Below are 15,978 nucleotides of genomic sequence, written 5' to 3'. Positions count from 1 at the left end.
TAACTACAAAAAGGAGCTCAAACATTGGGCTCCTTTTTTTGTTTTGAAGAACACAAACCGGTTTGCATTGCCGTACACAGTTTATGGATAAGGAGTTTTTAGCACAACTATACGAAGACCACATGCACACGCGGCACCTGGTTCCGGCATCAGCCACCTGCCTTTTTGCAGAAGCAGTGATTCAGTTACTATTTCCGCCACTTTCCGAAAAGCGCTATACTTCCCTTTCTGATTTTGAACTGCATACTAACCAACTGCAAGTTAACCTGGAGCGCATACTGGATGGAATGCGCAGCACCTTGCCAGAACCACCTGCTTTACTAGCAGCCGCTGTAATGAATGAGTTGCCCCAGATACACAGGGTGTTACTTGGCGATGCAGAGGCTATTACAAAGGGCGACCCGGCAGCCCAGAGCATGGAAGAAGTAATCCGGACCTATCCTGGTTTTAAGGCAGTGGCACTCTACAGGTTAGCACATGCCATGCGTCGGTTGCAAATTCCGTTACTGCCACGTGTAATTTCCGCGTTTGCGCATGCCCGCACTGGTATCGACATTCATCCCGGTGCAACTATAGGCGAATATTTCTGCATCGATCACGGCACAGGCGTAGTTATAGGTGAGACAACTATAATCGGGAATTGTGTGAAAGTATACCAGGGCGTAACGCTTGGCGCCATCAGTGTAGAAAAAAGTATGGCCAACATAAAACGCCACCCAACTATAGAAGACCATGTGGTGATCTATGCCGGGGCAACTATACTGGGCGGAAATACTGTGGTCGGCACGCGCAGCATCATTGGTGGTAATGTGTGGCTTACAGAAAGCGTTCCGCCTTATTCCCGCGTCTACCATCATCCGCAAATAAAAGTACGCAAAGCACCCGAACCTGAGAATGTGCTCAATTTTTCGATTTAATTATACTGTAAAACATGAAAGCTACCACTATACTGGATACTATAGGCCGCACACCGCATGTGCGTATCAATAAATTATTTGGCGACAAAGCAGAGGTCTGGATGAAACTGGAGCGCAGCAACCCGGGCGGAAGCATTAAAGACCGCATTGCGCTTGCCATGATTGAAGATGCCGAACAGAAAGGCATATTAAAAGAAGGGAGTGTTATAGTTGAGCCAACATCGGGTAATACCGGGGTAGGTCTGGCCATGGTGGCTGCTGTAAAAGGCTATCAATTAATACTGGTAATGCCGGAGTCGATGTCGGTGGAGCGCCGCAGATTAATGACCGCTTATGGTGCCCGGTTAGAGCTGACCCCACGCGAAAAAGGAATGAAAGGCGCCATTGAAAGAGCAAAAGAAATACTGACCGAACACGAAAGCTCTTGGATGCCGATGCAGTTTGAGAACGAAGCCAATACCCAGGTGCATATCGAAACTACGGCAGAAGAAATTCTGCAGGATTTCCCGGAAGGCTTTGATTACCTGATAACCGGTGTAGGTACAGGCGGGCATATAACCGGTGTAGCGCGTGTTTTGAAAGCCCGTAACCCGGATATTAAAGTTTTTGCCGTTGAGCCAGCCGCATCGGCAGTGCTGAGTGGAGGTCAGCCGGGGCCGCACCCGATACAAGGCGTAGGGGCCGGATTTATACCAGCCATTATGGATACCAATTTACTGGATGGCGTAATACAGGTAGAGGCAAATGATGCCTATGATTATGCACGTCGCTCGGCCCGCGAAGAAGGTATCTTTATAGGTGTGTCGTCGGGGGCATCACTGGCAGCTGTAGCGCAAAAACTTAAAGAAATTCCGGAAGGCGCCCGTGTTCTTACGTTCTGTTACGATACCGGCGAACGTTACCTTTCTGTAGAAGGACTTTTTGTATAAAACAAAAGCCGCGGCACTTACCGCGGCTTTTATGTTTCAGCTAAACTATAGTTTACACTTCCAGCAATTCCTGTATCTCCTGGTTTAGGGATTGTTTTACTTGTTGTAATTGACCTTTTGATACGCATTTCTGGAGGGCTGTAAATACAGCCCTGAAAGACATCATGATCTCGTCATCCTGCTGAAAATCGTTATTAGCGGCAAATGCATTCTTGTTTCGGATGTAGTTAATCCATCCTTCCCGGTCACGGATCTTTACCGGTACTTTTTCCGTGTCGTACTGGTCAAAGTAAATTCCTTTCCAGATAATAGGGAGCTGCGATGAAAAATGAATCGCCTCGTTTACAGGCAACCTGTCGCGGATAGCATGAAGCACCGCCCTGAAAATACGGCCGGCTTTGTTCATATCGTCAGTTTGTAACTCCTCTGCCACAGCCTGAAGCAGTACGGTTGCATCTTTCTTATTGTCCTCAAAGTTAAAAGCCATAGTTTCCTCCCTTCGGTTAAGTTGAACAACACACTATCCTTATTGGTACGACCGGTAGATGGGCATGTTTGGTTATAGTGTACTTATCGGGTTAGTGAACTATAATATTGAGGTAAGGGGAGAGGGAACAAAAAACGGCAACTATAGAAATAGTTGCCGTTAAGTGGAGAATATCGGAAAGTCTCCGTATGTTTTAAACCCTGATCCTTTAACCCGCAATAGCCTTTTGCAGCGTGTAAACATGGTTTTTAATACGGCTAAAACGCCTTTTGGGAGCATTTTAGTGTGCCAAAAGTGGCATTTGGCACACTAAGTTTTAGGTTAGTTATTAACTTGCTGACCTTTCCTCCAGTGCATTTTGAATGCCAATTCTAATGATTGTTTTTACATCATCAGTGGCATTTTTTAGCTGTATTTGATTAAAGAATTCAGAAGAGCCTAACTCTAAATAAAGTCTCCCAAAAATCTGCTTTGCACAAAAGGTGGCCATTGATTTGATTCCATCAAGATCAACAGTTACTGGTCCCCCGGTTGTAAGGGTACTTTTTATTTTGGTATAGATTTCATCTCCAATAAGCCTGTCGCTTATTATAGGGCTATAATCCAGTAGGCTCACCATTTTCATGTCCAATTTATTTGTAAATCGTTATTTATTTCTTCTGGTTGAATATCTGAAAGAGTAATAGGGTTAAGTAATGGTAAAGATATATAGACTATACTTCCCTGCCAATAACCGCAACTGCCTGATTTCTTTTTCCCATACTCATTTATATAGTAGGCTCCCTGAGAATAAATATGCATTCTCCCCTTTGTTCTTGTTACGATTTCATCTAATATCCAAAGACCATATCCCATATGATTGGTCATTCTCTTTGATGTAACGCCTTTCTTTACGGCGAGTTGCAGAACTTCTTCTGGCTTTAAATCCTGTTCAAAGAGGCTTTTTCCTAAAGTTTCGATAATACCGTTACCTGTATCAGCACAAGCAATTTCAATGTTTTGTTTATTGCCATTGGCAACGATTATAGATTTTGTGTCACTAACAGCATGTTCCCAAAAGTTTAGTAATACTTCTGAGAACACCAAAAAAATCATCGAAACTGCTTTTTCATTGCTCTTATAATACTCATCAATTTTAGGTAAATAAATCTTATTTAGTGAACTCTGTATTGATTTATCATGCCTTAACAATGCTTGAGGTGCAATAATGAAATTCGCCCCTATAGATACTTCTAAGTTCTTATACTCTTTTTCTACTCTTTGTGGCTCTATAATAGGATTTCTTAAAAAGGTGTTAATCAGCTTTGTAAATCCGAACTTTCGGAAAGCATCGTCCATTTCACTACTAATAGTAATTTGACCATGAGTAGTACAATAATTGAAAGCAGCAAATTCAATAATTTTATATGTACATAGCACTCCAAGAATCGATGCTTGTTTGACTTTAGTAAAGTCAAAAATAAACCCAACTTTGTGTTGTCTGATAAGAAAGAAAATTATCTCGCTTTCATTTATGAAATCTATAAGATAACTAGGAGTAAGGTTTTTAGGTGCTTGTAATTTATTTTTATTGATAACCTTATTTGAGGAACTCATTTGTATAATTATCTAATAAAGCTGTTTCAGTTTCATACTTTTTGTTACTTGGATTTAACCCCACACTTGTAAAGTAATCAAGCAGGTCATGAGATGTTTTCCTGAGCTTTTTAGGTATAAAGAGTTGAAATTTATTCATGTACCTAAAGGCTTCTTGAACTTCAGTGACAATGGTAGCAGAATCATTTACGTCTATTTTTGTAAGATTGTCCAGCTTATGGAATAACTCTTCTTGAACAGAAACAAGTCGTGAGTTAATAAGAGAAGCTTTGTTTATTTTCACATCTGCATTTTTGAGTCTCTGGTCAAAATAGTATTTTATGCCTATAGCCCCAATGTTTGCAATGATCAAAACACCTAAAGTAATTCCTAGTGTCTTTAAGTCCTGAATACTCTTTAGTATCAATTCTGCTGCGCTGGTTTCCACAATAATTCTTATTGATATAGTTTAGCTTCTCTTGTCCCTATCTTTAATACCTTGTACTTTATCAGTTGGTAAACTGGAATACATTCCACTTACTTTTTTAGGTAGAGCTATCATATACTCAACAATAACATTTATCAGCACAAACATTTGAGCTACTGTTTCTGGATTATCAGTATCAATCTGTCCTGGGTGTACAGCATCGTTGCCTGTTACCCGAACGATATCAAGTGATTGTTGTACCAGAACAGGCAAACCTTTCTGAACAAGATTTCCAATATCTGTATTAATGTTTTTGCCTGGCTCACCTAACTCTTTGCAAAGAATTTGGATTGCAAGTCGCAGTAGCGCAGCAGCTCCTCGTGGAGATTTTGCCTGGATTGAAGCAGCCTCTAAATATAGTTTAGAAACAGACTCAGGCATTTCAGGGTTAGGGAAAGGAGCATTACCTGTATCTGGAAAAAACATCTTGTCTTCTATCCATAATGTTTTATTCTCACAATGGTGACAGTTGCCAATTCGCACCTTGTTATAGTAATTATTTGATGATTGAGTAAAGTCAAAAGTTCTAGCCCGCCAAGTTTGCTGAGCTATGACTCCGCAATGTGGGCATGTAAACGATTCTAAAAAGACGGAGGGTTGAATGTATTTCATGTGATGTCAGATTGTTTTATAGCTTGGTAACTTTTTAAATTCCTACTAATGGTACTTGCAGGTTTTCAATAGCTCGTAATTTCTTCTCCATCCAGTCATACTTCTCTCTCAGGTTTCGGCTCCTGAACTGCTTACCATGTGCTATAATCTTACAGATATTCTCCACTTGCTTAGCTAAGGTGTTTCGTACAGGGAAATTCTTTTCATTTTTAATAATTAATTCATTCCAGAGATTAATGTCCCTAAACAAGTCAAGTGCAAAAAAGCCTTTTGGAGAGTATGTTATTCTGTGCTTAAAAAAGGACTTCATATGGGGCTGTAATCGATCAATAAAGCAATTATCAAAGACAATTCTTGGGTAAACAGCTTTCTGTTCTAACTCGTAAGCTTTGATTAATCCTTCGCCAAATATTCTGGTAGATCTGTGATACAAGCTACCGATAGAAACTCCACCTCTAATTAAAATGCCTTTATCGTATAGTCCATGTTGTAGTAAAGAGAAGAAACATAAAAGCTCATCTAAAACAAATGTGAAATCTACTTTAATGTTATCCATTGGGTAAGACCAAACTACACAATCAGAGAAAAAAATAATGTTCTGTTTATTGGCATCTGACCTTATACTTTCACCACTAGACTGCTTGCTGGCAAAGTGAGCAATTCCTAATGATGTTGAGTTTTGATCATCTGCAAAGTGTAAAACTCTGTTGAATTCACTAATGATCTCATTGATTTCCTCAAAGCTTCTATTTAATACAGATTGCTTGAAACCCAGAAGATCAATGAACGCAACTATTTTCTCTGAATACATACTGTTTTCCTCTTACTTCCCTTCCAGCAGCTGTATAATCCGCTCCTGGTCTTTAATGCGCTGCTGTAATGCTTTGCGTTGAGACTCACAAAGGGCCAGCTGATGCTGTATTTTTAGTATCTTATCAGTTGGTGCAGTAGCAGCATTCACTTCGTCTCCATTCATTATTTTTTTGCTTCACCAGTAATTTGCATTATAAAAGCAAACTTATAATATATAGTATGCAATATATAAAAAATAGAAGTTATCTATAGCGTGTAAGCATGGTAAAATTTAAGAAGTTTTTGTGTGCCGGGAGGTAGGGGAAAACAAAAAAGGCAACTATAGTTTATAGTTGCCTTTGGTGGAGAATATCGGAGTCGAACCGATGACCTCTTGCATGCCATGCAAGCGCTCTAGCCAGCTGAGCTAATCCCCCGTAATTGTGCCACAAAAATAGATTAATTTTTTAGAAAGCAAAAAATTGAGGCAAGTATATTTATTTTTAGAACAGAAGATATACGTGAAATCTTTTCTATAATTTCGTAGGCCTAAATAAATAGTAGTTAGGAACATTAAGAAATTATTATCACTTGTAAAGTTTGAAAATGTTCCGCTATCTTTGCCCCCGGAATATTAAATACCCAATTAATAATCCATAAATCTTTCAACCCAATCAACCAAAATTAGTTACATGAAAAAGTGTTTACTTTTCCTTATTACTTTAGTAATTAGTTTTACTACTGTAGTAAGTGCTTTTGCTCAGGGAACTGTAAAAGGTAAAATTGTAGATGGAACTACAAAAGACCCTCTTCCAGGAGCAACAGTAATCCTTAAAGGAACCAGTCAGGCTGTTCCTGCAGGTGCCGATGGTACGTTTACGATGCAAGTAAATGATGCCAATGCAACTGCTATTCTTATCAACTTCGTTGGATTTACTCAGAAAGAGGTTTCCATCGCAGGCCTAAACGGTACCAAAAATCTAGGTACAATCTCACTTCAACCAAGCGAATCTTCACTTGGTGAAATTCTTGTAACTGCAAACAGCTACGCTATTGAAAGAGAGACGCCAGTTGCGATCTCTACTATCACCAGCGAAGTTATTGTTGAGAAAGTAGGTAACCAGGAATTCCCTGAACTACTTAAGTCTACGCCAGGTGTTTATGCAACCAAAGCAGGTGGTGGATTCGGTGACTCACGTATTAACCTGCGTGGTTTCCAGAGCCAGAACGTTGCGGTTCTTATAAACGGTGTTCCTGTAAACGACATGGAAAATGGTAGAGTTTATTGGTCTAACTGGGCTGGTTTAACTGATGTTACCAAGTCTATGCAGGTTCAGAGAGGTTTAGGTGCTTCTAAAGTAGCTGTTCCTTCTGTAGGTGGTACTATCAACATCATCACTAAAACTACTGATGCTGTTCAAGGTGGTAACATCACATATGGTATCGGTAACGATGGCTACAACAAAATGGGCTTAACATATTCTACAGGTCTGTTAGAAAATGGATGGGCTTTCTCATTAGCTGGTTCTAAAACAGAAGGTAATGGTTGGGCAGACGGACTTGAGTTCGAAGCTTATAACTATTTCTTCAACGTTTCTAAACTTATCAACGATAAGCACACTATCTCTTTAACTGGTTTCGGTGCACCACAGTGGCACGGACAGCGTCAGAACAGACAGTCTATCGAAACTTTCAGAGAGAAAGGTCTTAAGTTTAACTCTGACTGGGGTTACCTGCGTGGTGAAAAGATCAGTGTTGAAGATAACTTCTATCACAAACCACAGTTCTCATTAAACCACTACTGGACAATTGATGAGACTTCATTCCTATCTACTGCTGCTTATGTATCGATCGGTACTGGTGGTGGTGGTGCAAACGTAGGCCTTCGCGATTACAGAGTTGGTGGCGCGGGTACTGATACACAGTATGACCTTGATGCTGCTTACCAGGCAAACCTTGACTCTCAGGATGGTAGAGCTGTTGCTTTCCTTAACGCATCAAGAAACGACCACAAATGGTATGGTGTACTAAGTACTTACCAGAAGTCGCTTAGCGAAAACTTTGACCTTTTAGGTGGTATTGACCTTCGTTACTACAAAGGCACACACTTTAAAGAAATTACAAACCTGTTAGGTGCTGATTATGTGCTTGATAAAAGTGACGAGAACAACAAAGCAAAACAACTAGGTGTAGGTGATAAGTTCAGCTACTATGACCAGGGTACAGTGCTTTGGGAAGGTGGATTTATCCAGGGTGAATATAAAACTGGTCCATTAGCAGCTTTCGTTTCAGCTTCTGCTTCTAACACATCTTACAAGCGTATTGACTACTTTAACTACGTTAATACTGACCCGGCCCGCGAAACTGATTACCAGAACTTCCTTGGTTTCCAGATTAAAGGTGGCGCTAACTACAACCTGAGCGAAATGCATAACGTGTTTGCCAACTTAGGTTACTTTGAAAGAGCTCCTGGCTTTGATGCTGTATTCCAGAACTTCCAGAACGACATTAACCCGGATCCAAAGAACGAGAAAATCCTTAGCTACGAGTTAGGTTATGGTTTCAGAACTACTCAGATCAGCGCTAACGTAAACCTTTACAGAACAACCTGGAAAGACAGAACCTTTACAAAGTCTCTTCAAGGCGCAGATGACGAGCAGTATTTTGCTAACCTGTTAGGTATTGATGCTTTACACCAGGGTGTTGAATTAGACTTCAACTACAAGCCGATGACCAAACTATCTATTAAAGGTATGGTATCTGTAGGTGATTGGGAGTGGTTAAATGACCTGGAAGCTGTTAAAATATTTGATGATGAGCAGAATCAGATCGATGAGATTGATGCGATGTATATGAAAGGTATCAAAGTTGGTGATGCTGCTCAGACAACTGCTGCTATCGGTCTTGACTACAACATCATCGACGACCTGAAGATTGGTGTAGACTATAACTACTATACTAACTTCTTCGCTGATTTTGATCCTACATTACTTAATAAGCCAGGTCTTTCTGTTTGGGAAGTTCCTTCTTACTCGCTTCTTGACCTGAATGCAGTATTCAAATTTAAGGTTGCTGGCTTAAATGCGTCACTTATTGGTAACGTGAACAACGTGCTAGGTACTGAGTACATTTCTGACGCACAGGCTTCATTCGATACTGAAACTGGAGCAAGTTCAGCTGCTAACTCAAGAGTATTCTTTGGCACAGGCAGAACCTGGACAACAACATTAAAAATTAACTTCTAATTAATATTTAGATGAAAAAGATATTTTATCTCCTGTCTTCTTTAATGTTGGTATTCACGGCATGTGATCCAATGGAAGATGTATATGAAGAGCTTGATAAAGCAAAAAAGGATGATGCTGCTTTCGCTATTGAGCTAAATAAAGATGATTACGCAGTTTATAAGAGTAATACAGAGTATCCTCATATAGCTACGGGTCAGTACTTGACCGGTGAAGAAGAAGCAGCGCTAGTTATTCCGGCAATGCTTAGCAAAAGATATGCTCACCTTGGTAATGGCGCTACTGTAGAAGTTAACTACCACATTCAGAAATTTCCTGGTGTTACCAATAGTGTTTCTTCATGGGAAGCTTATACAGTTACTGCTGAAGATTACACAGCAGTAGGTGAGAAGTTTGCTAACTTTAATAGCTCAAGCGATGTTTACAGGTTACTTGATCACAAGTATCCAACTCCTACAGACAAACAACTTGTTGTATTAACTTACGATATGTATGCAGGTGGTACGACATCTACTATTACTGACTCTTATTTCTTTGTTAATGGTGACTGGTCAAACATTTATCATGTTACTGCACAAGATTACGCTTCAGTAAAAAATACATATGGTAGCTTCTCAGGTTCTGATGATGCTAACCTTAAAGTGTTCTTTGACAAATTCCTTAAGAGTGATGTAATTGTTGCTAAAGAAGGTGACTTCCGTTATGTAAGCTATTACTATTATAACTCTAATGGCGATAAGAGCAGAACTCAGCGTATTATGGCCATGTACTTTGATGGTGAGAACTGGATGCCAGCTGTTGGTGTAAAACAAACTGCTACGCTGAAGTTCCAGAAGAAAGACAATGTATGGGTACCAGATCTTAGCATTCCTTATACACTTGTTGCATCAGACTATACTTACGTGGGAAATGATGATAATAATATTGCAACAGCTGCTGCAAGAGCAAACCTGCGTCAATTTGGTAATTTTAGTACTTATAACTGGACTAACGACCAGCTGTATGAAGCAATGGGTGCTATTCTTAAACTACACTTCTCTGGTGAAGAAGCAGGTAAGAAATTTAAAGTAACTTTTGATTCTTACCCAGCTGGCAAAATGACACTTGTTCTTGTGAAAGCTGAGAACGGTAATTTTGTGAAATTTGAAGAGTAATTTTCGCTCTTTACAACTATAAGAAAGCCCGCTGGTAAATTACCAGCGGGCTTTTTGTTTAACTTTAGTTCTATAGTTAGGTTAAACTATAGTTTAATTAAAGATATATCGTAGCCCCAACTGCCCCTGCCACCTCGAATCGAATTGTGAAATGTTATAGATTCGGGTATTTGTGTTGAATGTGAACGTAGGAACGCCATCATCGTTAAGGCCAGCAAACCGAATCAACTCGTTGGCATTGTTATTCACAAAGTACTGGCGCCCCCAGTCTTTGTTGATCAGGTTGCCAACATTAAAGATATCAAAGGTGATCTGGAATGTGTGCCTGTTTTCACCGGACGTCAGGTAAAAGTCCTGTAACAGGCGTAGGTCAAACTGGTGAGTCCATGGCATACGACCTCCATAACGCTCTGCATACTGGCCCCGGCGATCACTTAAATAATCGTCGCTTCTTATAAGTGCATCCAGTGCTTCCCATTGCTCCTGTGGTGTTGCTGAGCCAGGAATAACCTGACCAGCACGATCTGTAAATGGCACAAGTAGTATGTCACTTTGATCTCTTGGTATATAGATAAGGTCGTTAGCAAAGTTGCCGTCTCCATTAAGGTCCTGAGAGTAAACAAACGTAATTGGCAAGCCTGACTGACCCTGATAGAATAATGATATACCTGTTGCCAGACTCTCCCCGAACCGGAACGTATAACCGCCGGTGCCCACAATTCTGTGTCGGACATCATATCTGGAGTATTCCAGCTCAGGATCATTCGGGCTGTTCACGATCTGGTTAAACTCATAGTTCGATAAAGCAGTGGAACTGGTACCGCTGTTCACATCTTTCGACTTGCCATAAGTGTAGGCAATAGAAGTGTTAAGTCCGCTGGTAAAATCTTTTCGGAGTTGACCTGTCAAACTATAGCGGAAACCTTCGTCTGTATTATCTAAAAGGATAACGTTCGTATAATCTTCGTTTCGGCGGCGGCTATTTTCGCGGTCTGAGAAAATATTACGGTTATCTGGACCTTCTAAAGTGCCTATTGGGTCTACCAGGTTAAGGTCCCGGTAAACTACATCATTCAGGGTTTTAGAATAGATACCCTCTACAGTGGCAATTATTTCTAATGGTAAAGTATAGTCGAAGGCCAGGTTACTACGCCAAACCCGTGGTAGTTTAAAGTCGTCGTTTATAACATTAACTTCTACTGTCTGAACAGGAGGACCAGCATCGATTTGTCTGGAAGGATCAGCAATGAACTCATCCGGGTTCCTGACATCTATAGTTCCAAGTATGGTACCGGTGTTCACAAACTGGTTCGACATCCATACAAACGGTACCCGGCCTGTAAAAATACCTGTACCACCTCTTATCTGGAAAGACCTGTCTTCGGTAGGTGTGAAGTTAAAGCCTAAACGTGGTGCCCAGAGAAGCTGGCCACTTGATGTTCTGTTTGTTCTCAGGTCAGGGTAAAGCGCCGCAAAATCGTCTTCGAGCTTTTCATTGCGTTCTGGCTTGTCTGGGAAAACCGGAATATCCAAACGCAGGCCTAAAGTTAATTTTAACCGTTCTGAAGCTGTGTATTCGTCCTGCAGGTAAAAGCCAAGTTGTGCCGCATTAAACTCAGCAGCCGGGCGTGGGTTATCTGATAGTGAATAACCAGCGCGTACCCTGGATGGGTTATTGGTAATAAAATCTTCGATACTGTTAAAATCCCAGCGTCCGTTCAGGTTATTGATAAACAGGTTCCTGAATTTAAAAAACTCATTGTGCGTACCAATAGTAAAATTATGTTTGCCTAACAGGTAGGTAAAGTTGTCAGTAAATTCAAAGATATCCTGGTCAAGTTCGTTGGCAGTAGAGGAACGTTCTGAGCCAAATACCAGCGTACCTACCGGGTCAAAAATCGTTACCTGAGGGAAAAGTCTGCCAAATGTATCACGGTTTTCACGTATCCTGGAATACCCTACGATCAGGTTATTTGAGAAACTGTTTGAGATACGGCTGTTAAGCTCAGCTACAGTTGAGTTTGTTTTGCTGTTAAATTGGTAAGCATTATTTCCATAGCGTGCTTCTGCCCGGCTTCTGGAAAATGAAATCTGAAAGGCATCTATATAGTTATGACGTAAAGTAAGCGAATGATTATCTGTAACGTTCCAATCCAGACGGGCAAATAGCTTATCGCTTTCTGTGTCTCTGTCGAAACCACCAAAAGAACCTACATCATAATCATAGGTCTCGCTTACAAAAGCAGCCAGGTCCTGTGCGGCGCTTAGGGGTATCTGAGATTCGGCAGAGCCTGGAGCAAAACGTACAGGCTCGGTTATGCGTGTGGCATCGTAGTTCGTAAAAAAGAATAGTTTATCCGGGATAAGTGGCCCGCCTATCCGAACACCATACTGGTAGTTTTTGAACTCATCTGCTTTTACCCGAGGCCCTTCTACCGCTTTGCCTATAATGTCTTCGTTACGCCCAAAGCCATATACAGAGCCCGAGAATTTATTAGTGCCAGAGCGAGTTACAGCGTTTATACCTCCACCTGTAAAATTGCCTTGTTTTACATCGTAAGGCGCAATTACTACCTGTATTTCCTGTATGGCGTCTAACGATATTGGTTGGGTACCTGCTGAGCCCCCGGGAGTACCACTGCCTGATAAACCGAACACGTCGTTATTTACGGCACCATCTATAGTTATATTATTGTAACGGTTGCTGGAACCACCAATAGAGTTGCCAGATGCCTGAGGGGTAAGTCGTGTGAAATCCTGGAGGCTACGGCTCAGTGTCGGCAGGCGTTCTATTTGCTCCCGCGATACGTTGGTAGCAGCACCTGTTCGGTCCTGGTTAAAAACGTCGTTCCGTTCACCTACTATTTCTACCTCGCCCAATTCCCGGCTACTCTCTGTTAAGGTAAAGTCAACCCGTGCAGACTGGCCTAAGGCAAGAGTTACATTCTCGGAGCGTTGTTCCTGGTAACCTACATAAGATGTCCGGACGGTGTAAGGCCCTCCCACACGCATATTCTGGATATTAAAATACCCATCGCTGTTAGTGGTGGCAACATATTGTGTGTTAGTGGGGTTATGGACTGCGATAATGGTGGCACCAGGTAACGGAGTTCCGGTCTGATCTTTTACCGTCCCGTTCATTGCTGCAGTAGTGGCGCCCTGACTCCATGCTAATTGTACTTGCAACAGTACACACCCGCATAGGAGTATGAAAGTGTAAAAATGTTTCATAGAACTATAAGTGGTTAGTGGGCAATAAGTTGTAACTACCTATAGTACGTATGTTGCTTTAATTGAATATTAAATTAGTGTATATTTTTTGGATGTTATCTGAGTATAGTTGTATTATTATAATAAGATAATTGAATGATTATAACTAAATAGATGGCCTTACTGCCTTGATGAAAATCTTCTGGTAATGCTCTGCAAAAAGGTTATTTTCGATGACGCCAAGCGAGGTAGAGGCATGTATGAAACGGATGTTATTGTCGTCGATCACTTCGGTAACCATGCCTACATGGGTGATCTGCCTGCTGTTTCTGTTGGCCCCGAAAAACACAAGGTCACCTTCCTGCAGGTCTTTGACTCTGACTTCTTTGCCAAACCGGCTTTGCTCGTCTGATGTGCGGGGAAGCTTAACATCTATACTCTCGAAAGAAGTGCACAAAAGTCCGGAGCAATCCATGCCTACGCGGGTGGTGCCTCCCCAGCGGTAAGGTACACCAGTGTAGGAGCGGGCCGTTTCGATAACGGTTTCAATATCTTTGTCCAGGTTACGTTTAACTCTGGTGCGGCTGGTACGGTCTTTTGAGGCCAGCGGACGATCGTTGTTGCCATTCTTTCGGGCCAGTTTGCGGGCTCTGCGTTCCTGGCGTTTCTCTTCTGCAATTTCACGTGCAGATTTGTAAGTTTCGCCACGCTTACTGAATACAGGACCCGACGACTGGCACGACGCCATCAGTAAGATAAAAAAGATAAATAAGAGGGAAGTTGTAAAAGCTGTTCTCAAAACGTTACTTTAGCAAGGTAAGTACATAAAAAATATAGGGTTTGCTAATATAGCTATAACCCTGCCTTTTTAAAAATGAAATTTAACACAGTTACCCCGGAAGCCGTCTCAGTTTTCTCAACTATAGTTGGCGAAGCGAATGTGATTTTACCTGCATCTGCTGAAGCCATGTTGCGCTATACCCACGACGAAACCGAAGATCTGCGCTACATTCCGGAAGTTGTTCTTAAACCTGCGAACGCTGCCGAGATCAGCCTTATTATGCAGTATTGCAACAATAATTTGCTGCCGGTAACACCCCGCGGAGCAGGTACCGGGCTGAGTGGTGGCGCATTAGCTGTACACCAGGGAGTTATAGTCTCTACAGAGCGGCTTAATAAAATTATAACTATAGATGAGCGCAACTTACAGGCTATAGTTGAGCCAGGCGTTATTACCCAGGTTTTTCAGGAGGCTGTAATTGCCAAAGGCTTGTACTACCCGCCAGACCCATCGAGTAGGGGGAGTTGCTTTCTGGGAGGCAACCTGAGCGAGAGCAGTGGCGGACCAAGAGCTGTAAAATACGGCGTTACCAAAGATTATGTACTGAATGTGGAAGTGGTGCTGCCAACCGGTGAAATTACCTGGACCGGCGCCAATGTACTGAAGAACGCTACCGGCTATAACCTTACCCAACTGATGATCGGGAGCGAAGGCACGCTGGGCATTATAACCAAGATAGTTTTTAGACTGATTCCTTATCCGCCACAAAATATAGTTATGCTGGTTCCTTTCCGGAATGAGGAGCAGGCCTGCGAAGCTGTATCGAAGTTATTTATGGCTGGTATAGTTCCGTCGGCGCTGGAGTTTATGGAGCGTGATGCTATTGAATGGTCTGGCCGCTATTTAGGCATTGAAGTCAATTTGCCGGAAGATATACAGGCACACCTGCTTATAGAACTGGATGGTAATGACATGGACCAACTGTTTAAAGAAGCAGAGCAAGTTTATGAAGTGCTGGAACAATTCGACATTGATGAAATACTGGTTGCTGACACTGAGAAACAGAAAGATGACCTATGGCGCCTCCGCCGCAATGTAGCGCATGCAGTTAAAGCCAACTCTGTTTACAAAGAGGAAGATACTGTAGTGCCCCGCGCTGAACTACCAAAATTGCTGCATGGCGTGAAAGAGATAGGAGCGAGGTATAACTTTAAATCGGTTTGCTACGGTCATGCCGGTGACGGTAACCTGCACGTGAACATCATTAAAGGTGAAATGTCTGATGAAGACTGGCAGCACAAGTTACCCGAAGGAATAAAAGAGATCTTCAGGTTATGTGTGGAGTTAGGAGGGACTATTTCCGGGGAACACGGCATAGGATTAGTACAACGCCCTTATATTAACATTGCACTAAATGAGGTACAGTTACGCCTCATGCAAGGCATAAAACAGCTCTTCGACCCGAATGGCATTCTGAACCCGGGGAAGATTTTTGCCTGAAAGGTATAGTTTTATAATTCGTATTGCTGGCGCGAGTCTCCAGACTCGTGACTTAGAATGGTGTTGAGTCTCCTGACTCAACTGGCCCGGAAGGGACAATAATTGCAATGGTACTGGCTATAGTTCTATAGTTGCTGTGGTTCAACCACCTCTAACCCCTCCTTATCCAAGGCGGGGAGTTTTTCTGTTCCTGCTATGAGTTACTTTAGAGTTCTATAATTAAAGTTCAAGAGCGGACAGGTCGCGACCTATCCCTACAAAATGGGATTGTAGCGACGTAATACCATTA

General features: G+C 41.8%; 14 protein-coding genes and 1 tRNA gene. 5 read left to right on the top strand and 10 right to left on the bottom strand.

Going from position 1 to position 15,978, the window contains the following annotated elements:
* The first annotated feature begins 83 nt into the window (after positions 1 to 83).
* Positions 84 to 917 carry a serine O-acetyltransferase EpsC gene (epsC, locus tag ABS362_RS02835; RefSeq protein WP_350410769.1) on the top strand — a complete coding sequence of 278 codons (834 nt, stop codon included), beginning with the start codon at positions 84 to 86 and terminating at the stop codon, positions 915 to 917.
* Positions 918 to 931: 14 nt separating this feature from the next.
* The gene (gene cysK / locus ABS362_RS02830; protein ID WP_350410768.1) at positions 932 to 1,846 is read left to right on the top strand and encodes a cysteine synthase A; all 915 of its coding nucleotides are present in this window, start codon (positions 932 to 934) and stop codon (positions 1,844 to 1,846) included.
* A 52-nt stretch (positions 1,847 to 1,898) separates the two neighbouring features.
* On the opposite strand, the gene ABS362_RS02825 is transcribed toward cysK, so the two are convergent.
* The 8 genes from ABS362_RS02825 to ABS362_RS02790 all read right to left on the bottom strand — a co-directional run bounded on the left by ABS362_RS02825 (position 1,899) and on the right by ABS362_RS02790 (position 6,236).
* Entirely contained in the window at positions 1,899 to 2,333 is a 435-nt protein-coding gene (locus tag ABS362_RS02825) for a DUF2267 domain-containing protein (RefSeq protein ID WP_350410767.1), read from the bottom strand.
* A gap of 328 nt (positions 2,334 to 2,661) precedes the next feature.
* A complete protein-coding gene (locus tag ABS362_RS02820; protein ID WP_350410766.1) occupies positions 2,662 to 2,958 on the bottom strand; it encodes an STAS-like domain-containing protein in 297 nt (98 codons plus the stop codon).
* Entirely contained in the window at positions 2,955 to 3,929 is a 975-nt protein-coding gene (locus ABS362_RS02815; protein ID WP_350410765.1) for a hypothetical protein, read from the bottom strand. Before ABS362_RS02815 ends, ABS362_RS02820 begins: the two co-directional genes overlap by 4 nt.
* Entirely contained in the window at positions 3,913 to 4,356 is a 444-nt protein-coding gene (locus tag ABS362_RS02810) for a hypothetical protein (protein WP_350410764.1), read from the bottom strand. The genes ABS362_RS02815 and ABS362_RS02810 overlap by 17 nt, the downstream gene beginning before the upstream one ends.
* Positions 4,357 to 4,377: 21 nt before the next feature.
* Complete coding sequence (locus ABS362_RS02805; RefSeq protein WP_350410763.1) at positions 4,378 to 5,007, bottom strand: DUF4145 domain-containing protein; 630 nt, start codon at positions 5,005 to 5,007, stop codon at positions 4,378 to 4,380.
* 34 nt (positions 5,008 to 5,041) lie between these two features.
* Entirely contained in the window at positions 5,042 to 5,818 is a 777-nt protein-coding gene (locus ABS362_RS02800; RefSeq protein WP_350410762.1) for a hypothetical protein, read from the bottom strand.
* A 12-nt stretch (positions 5,819 to 5,830) separates the two neighbouring features.
* Positions 5,831 to 5,983, bottom strand: coding sequence for a hypothetical protein (locus ABS362_RS02795; protein ID WP_350410761.1), 153 nt, complete (start codon positions 5,981 to 5,983; stop codon positions 5,831 to 5,833).
* Positions 5,984 to 6,159: 176 nt separating this feature from the next.
* Positions 6,160 to 6,236, bottom strand: a tRNA-Ala gene (locus ABS362_RS02790).
* Between the two features lie 255 nt (positions 6,237 to 6,491).
* On the opposite strand from ABS362_RS02790, the gene ABS362_RS02785 reads away from it, so the two are divergent.
* Both ABS362_RS02785 and ABS362_RS02780 read left to right on the top strand, forming a co-directional pair.
* Positions 6,492 to 9,044 carry a TonB-dependent receptor gene (locus ABS362_RS02785; RefSeq protein ID WP_350410760.1) on the top strand — a complete coding sequence of 851 codons (2,553 nt, stop codon included), beginning with the start codon at positions 6,492 to 6,494 and terminating at the stop codon, positions 9,042 to 9,044.
* A gap of 11 nt (positions 9,045 to 9,055) precedes the next feature.
* Positions 9,056 to 10,198, top strand: coding sequence for a hypothetical protein (locus ABS362_RS02780; RefSeq protein ID WP_350410759.1), 1,143 nt, complete (start codon positions 9,056 to 9,058; stop codon positions 10,196 to 10,198).
* 93 nt (positions 10,199 to 10,291) lie between these two features.
* Here ABS362_RS02780 and ABS362_RS02775 read toward each other — a convergent pair whose 3' ends face one another.
* Positions 10,292 to 13,384, bottom strand: coding sequence for a TonB-dependent receptor (locus ABS362_RS02775; protein ID WP_350410758.1), 3,093 nt, complete (start codon positions 13,382 to 13,384; stop codon positions 10,292 to 10,294).
* Positions 13,385 to 13,574: 190 nt separating this feature from the next.
* Positions 13,575 to 14,207 (bottom strand): C40 family peptidase, encoded by a 633-nt coding sequence (locus ABS362_RS02770; protein WP_350410757.1) that lies wholly within the window; start codon positions 14,205 to 14,207, stop codon positions 13,575 to 13,577.
* A 75-nt stretch (positions 14,208 to 14,282) separates the two neighbouring features.
* Here ABS362_RS02770 and ABS362_RS02765 point away from each other — a divergent pair, with 75 nt between their 5' ends.
* Complete coding sequence (locus ABS362_RS02765) at positions 14,283 to 15,689, top strand: FAD-binding oxidoreductase (RefSeq protein ID WP_350410756.1); 1,407 nt, start codon at positions 14,283 to 14,285, stop codon at positions 15,687 to 15,689.
* Positions 15,690 to 15,978 lie beyond the last annotated feature (289 nt).

The organism is Pontibacter populi, from assembly GCF_040278685.1.
GTDB classification, from domain to species: Bacteria; Bacteroidota; Bacteroidia; order Cytophagales; family Hymenobacteraceae; genus Pontibacter; species Pontibacter populi.
The sequence above is the reverse complement of the archived record's forward strand: the minus strand, read 5'-3'. Positions and strand labels throughout refer to the sequence as shown.

Bases quoted from the DNA above. Each gene is read 5' to 3' on its own strand.
- epsC (WP_350410769.1), top strand. From the start codon at position 84: ATGGATAAGGAGTTTTTAGCACAACTATACGAAGACCACATGCACACG.
- cysK (WP_350410768.1), top strand. From the start codon at position 932: ATGAAAGCTACCACTATACTGGATACTATAGGCCGCACACCGCATGTG.
- ABS362_RS02825 (WP_350410767.1), bottom strand. From the start codon at position 2,333: ATGGCTTTTAACTTTGAGGACAATAAGAAAGATGCAACCGTACTGCTT.
- ABS362_RS02820 (WP_350410766.1), bottom strand. From the start codon at position 2,958: ATGAAAATGGTGAGCCTACTGGATTATAGCCCTATAATAAGCGACAGG.
- ABS362_RS02815 (WP_350410765.1), bottom strand. From the start codon at position 3,929: ATGAGTTCCTCAAATAAGGTTATCAATAAAAATAAATTACAAGCACCT.
- ABS362_RS02805 (WP_350410763.1), bottom strand. From the start codon at position 5,007: ATGAAATACATTCAACCCTCCGTCTTTTTAGAATCGTTTACATGCCCA.
- ABS362_RS02800 (WP_350410762.1), bottom strand. From the start codon at position 5,818: ATGTATTCAGAGAAAATAGTTGCGTTCATTGATCTTCTGGGTTTCAAG.
- ABS362_RS02795 (WP_350410761.1), bottom strand. From the start codon at position 5,983: ATGAATGGAGACGAAGTGAATGCTGCTACTGCACCAACTGATAAGATA.
- ABS362_RS02785 (WP_350410760.1), top strand. From the start codon at position 6,492: ATGAAAAAGTGTTTACTTTTCCTTATTACTTTAGTAATTAGTTTTACT.
- ABS362_RS02780 (WP_350410759.1), top strand. From the start codon at position 9,056: ATGAAAAAGATATTTTATCTCCTGTCTTCTTTAATGTTGGTATTCACG.
- ABS362_RS02765 (WP_350410756.1), top strand. From the start codon at position 14,283: ATGAAATTTAACACAGTTACCCCGGAAGCCGTCTCAGTTTTCTCAACT.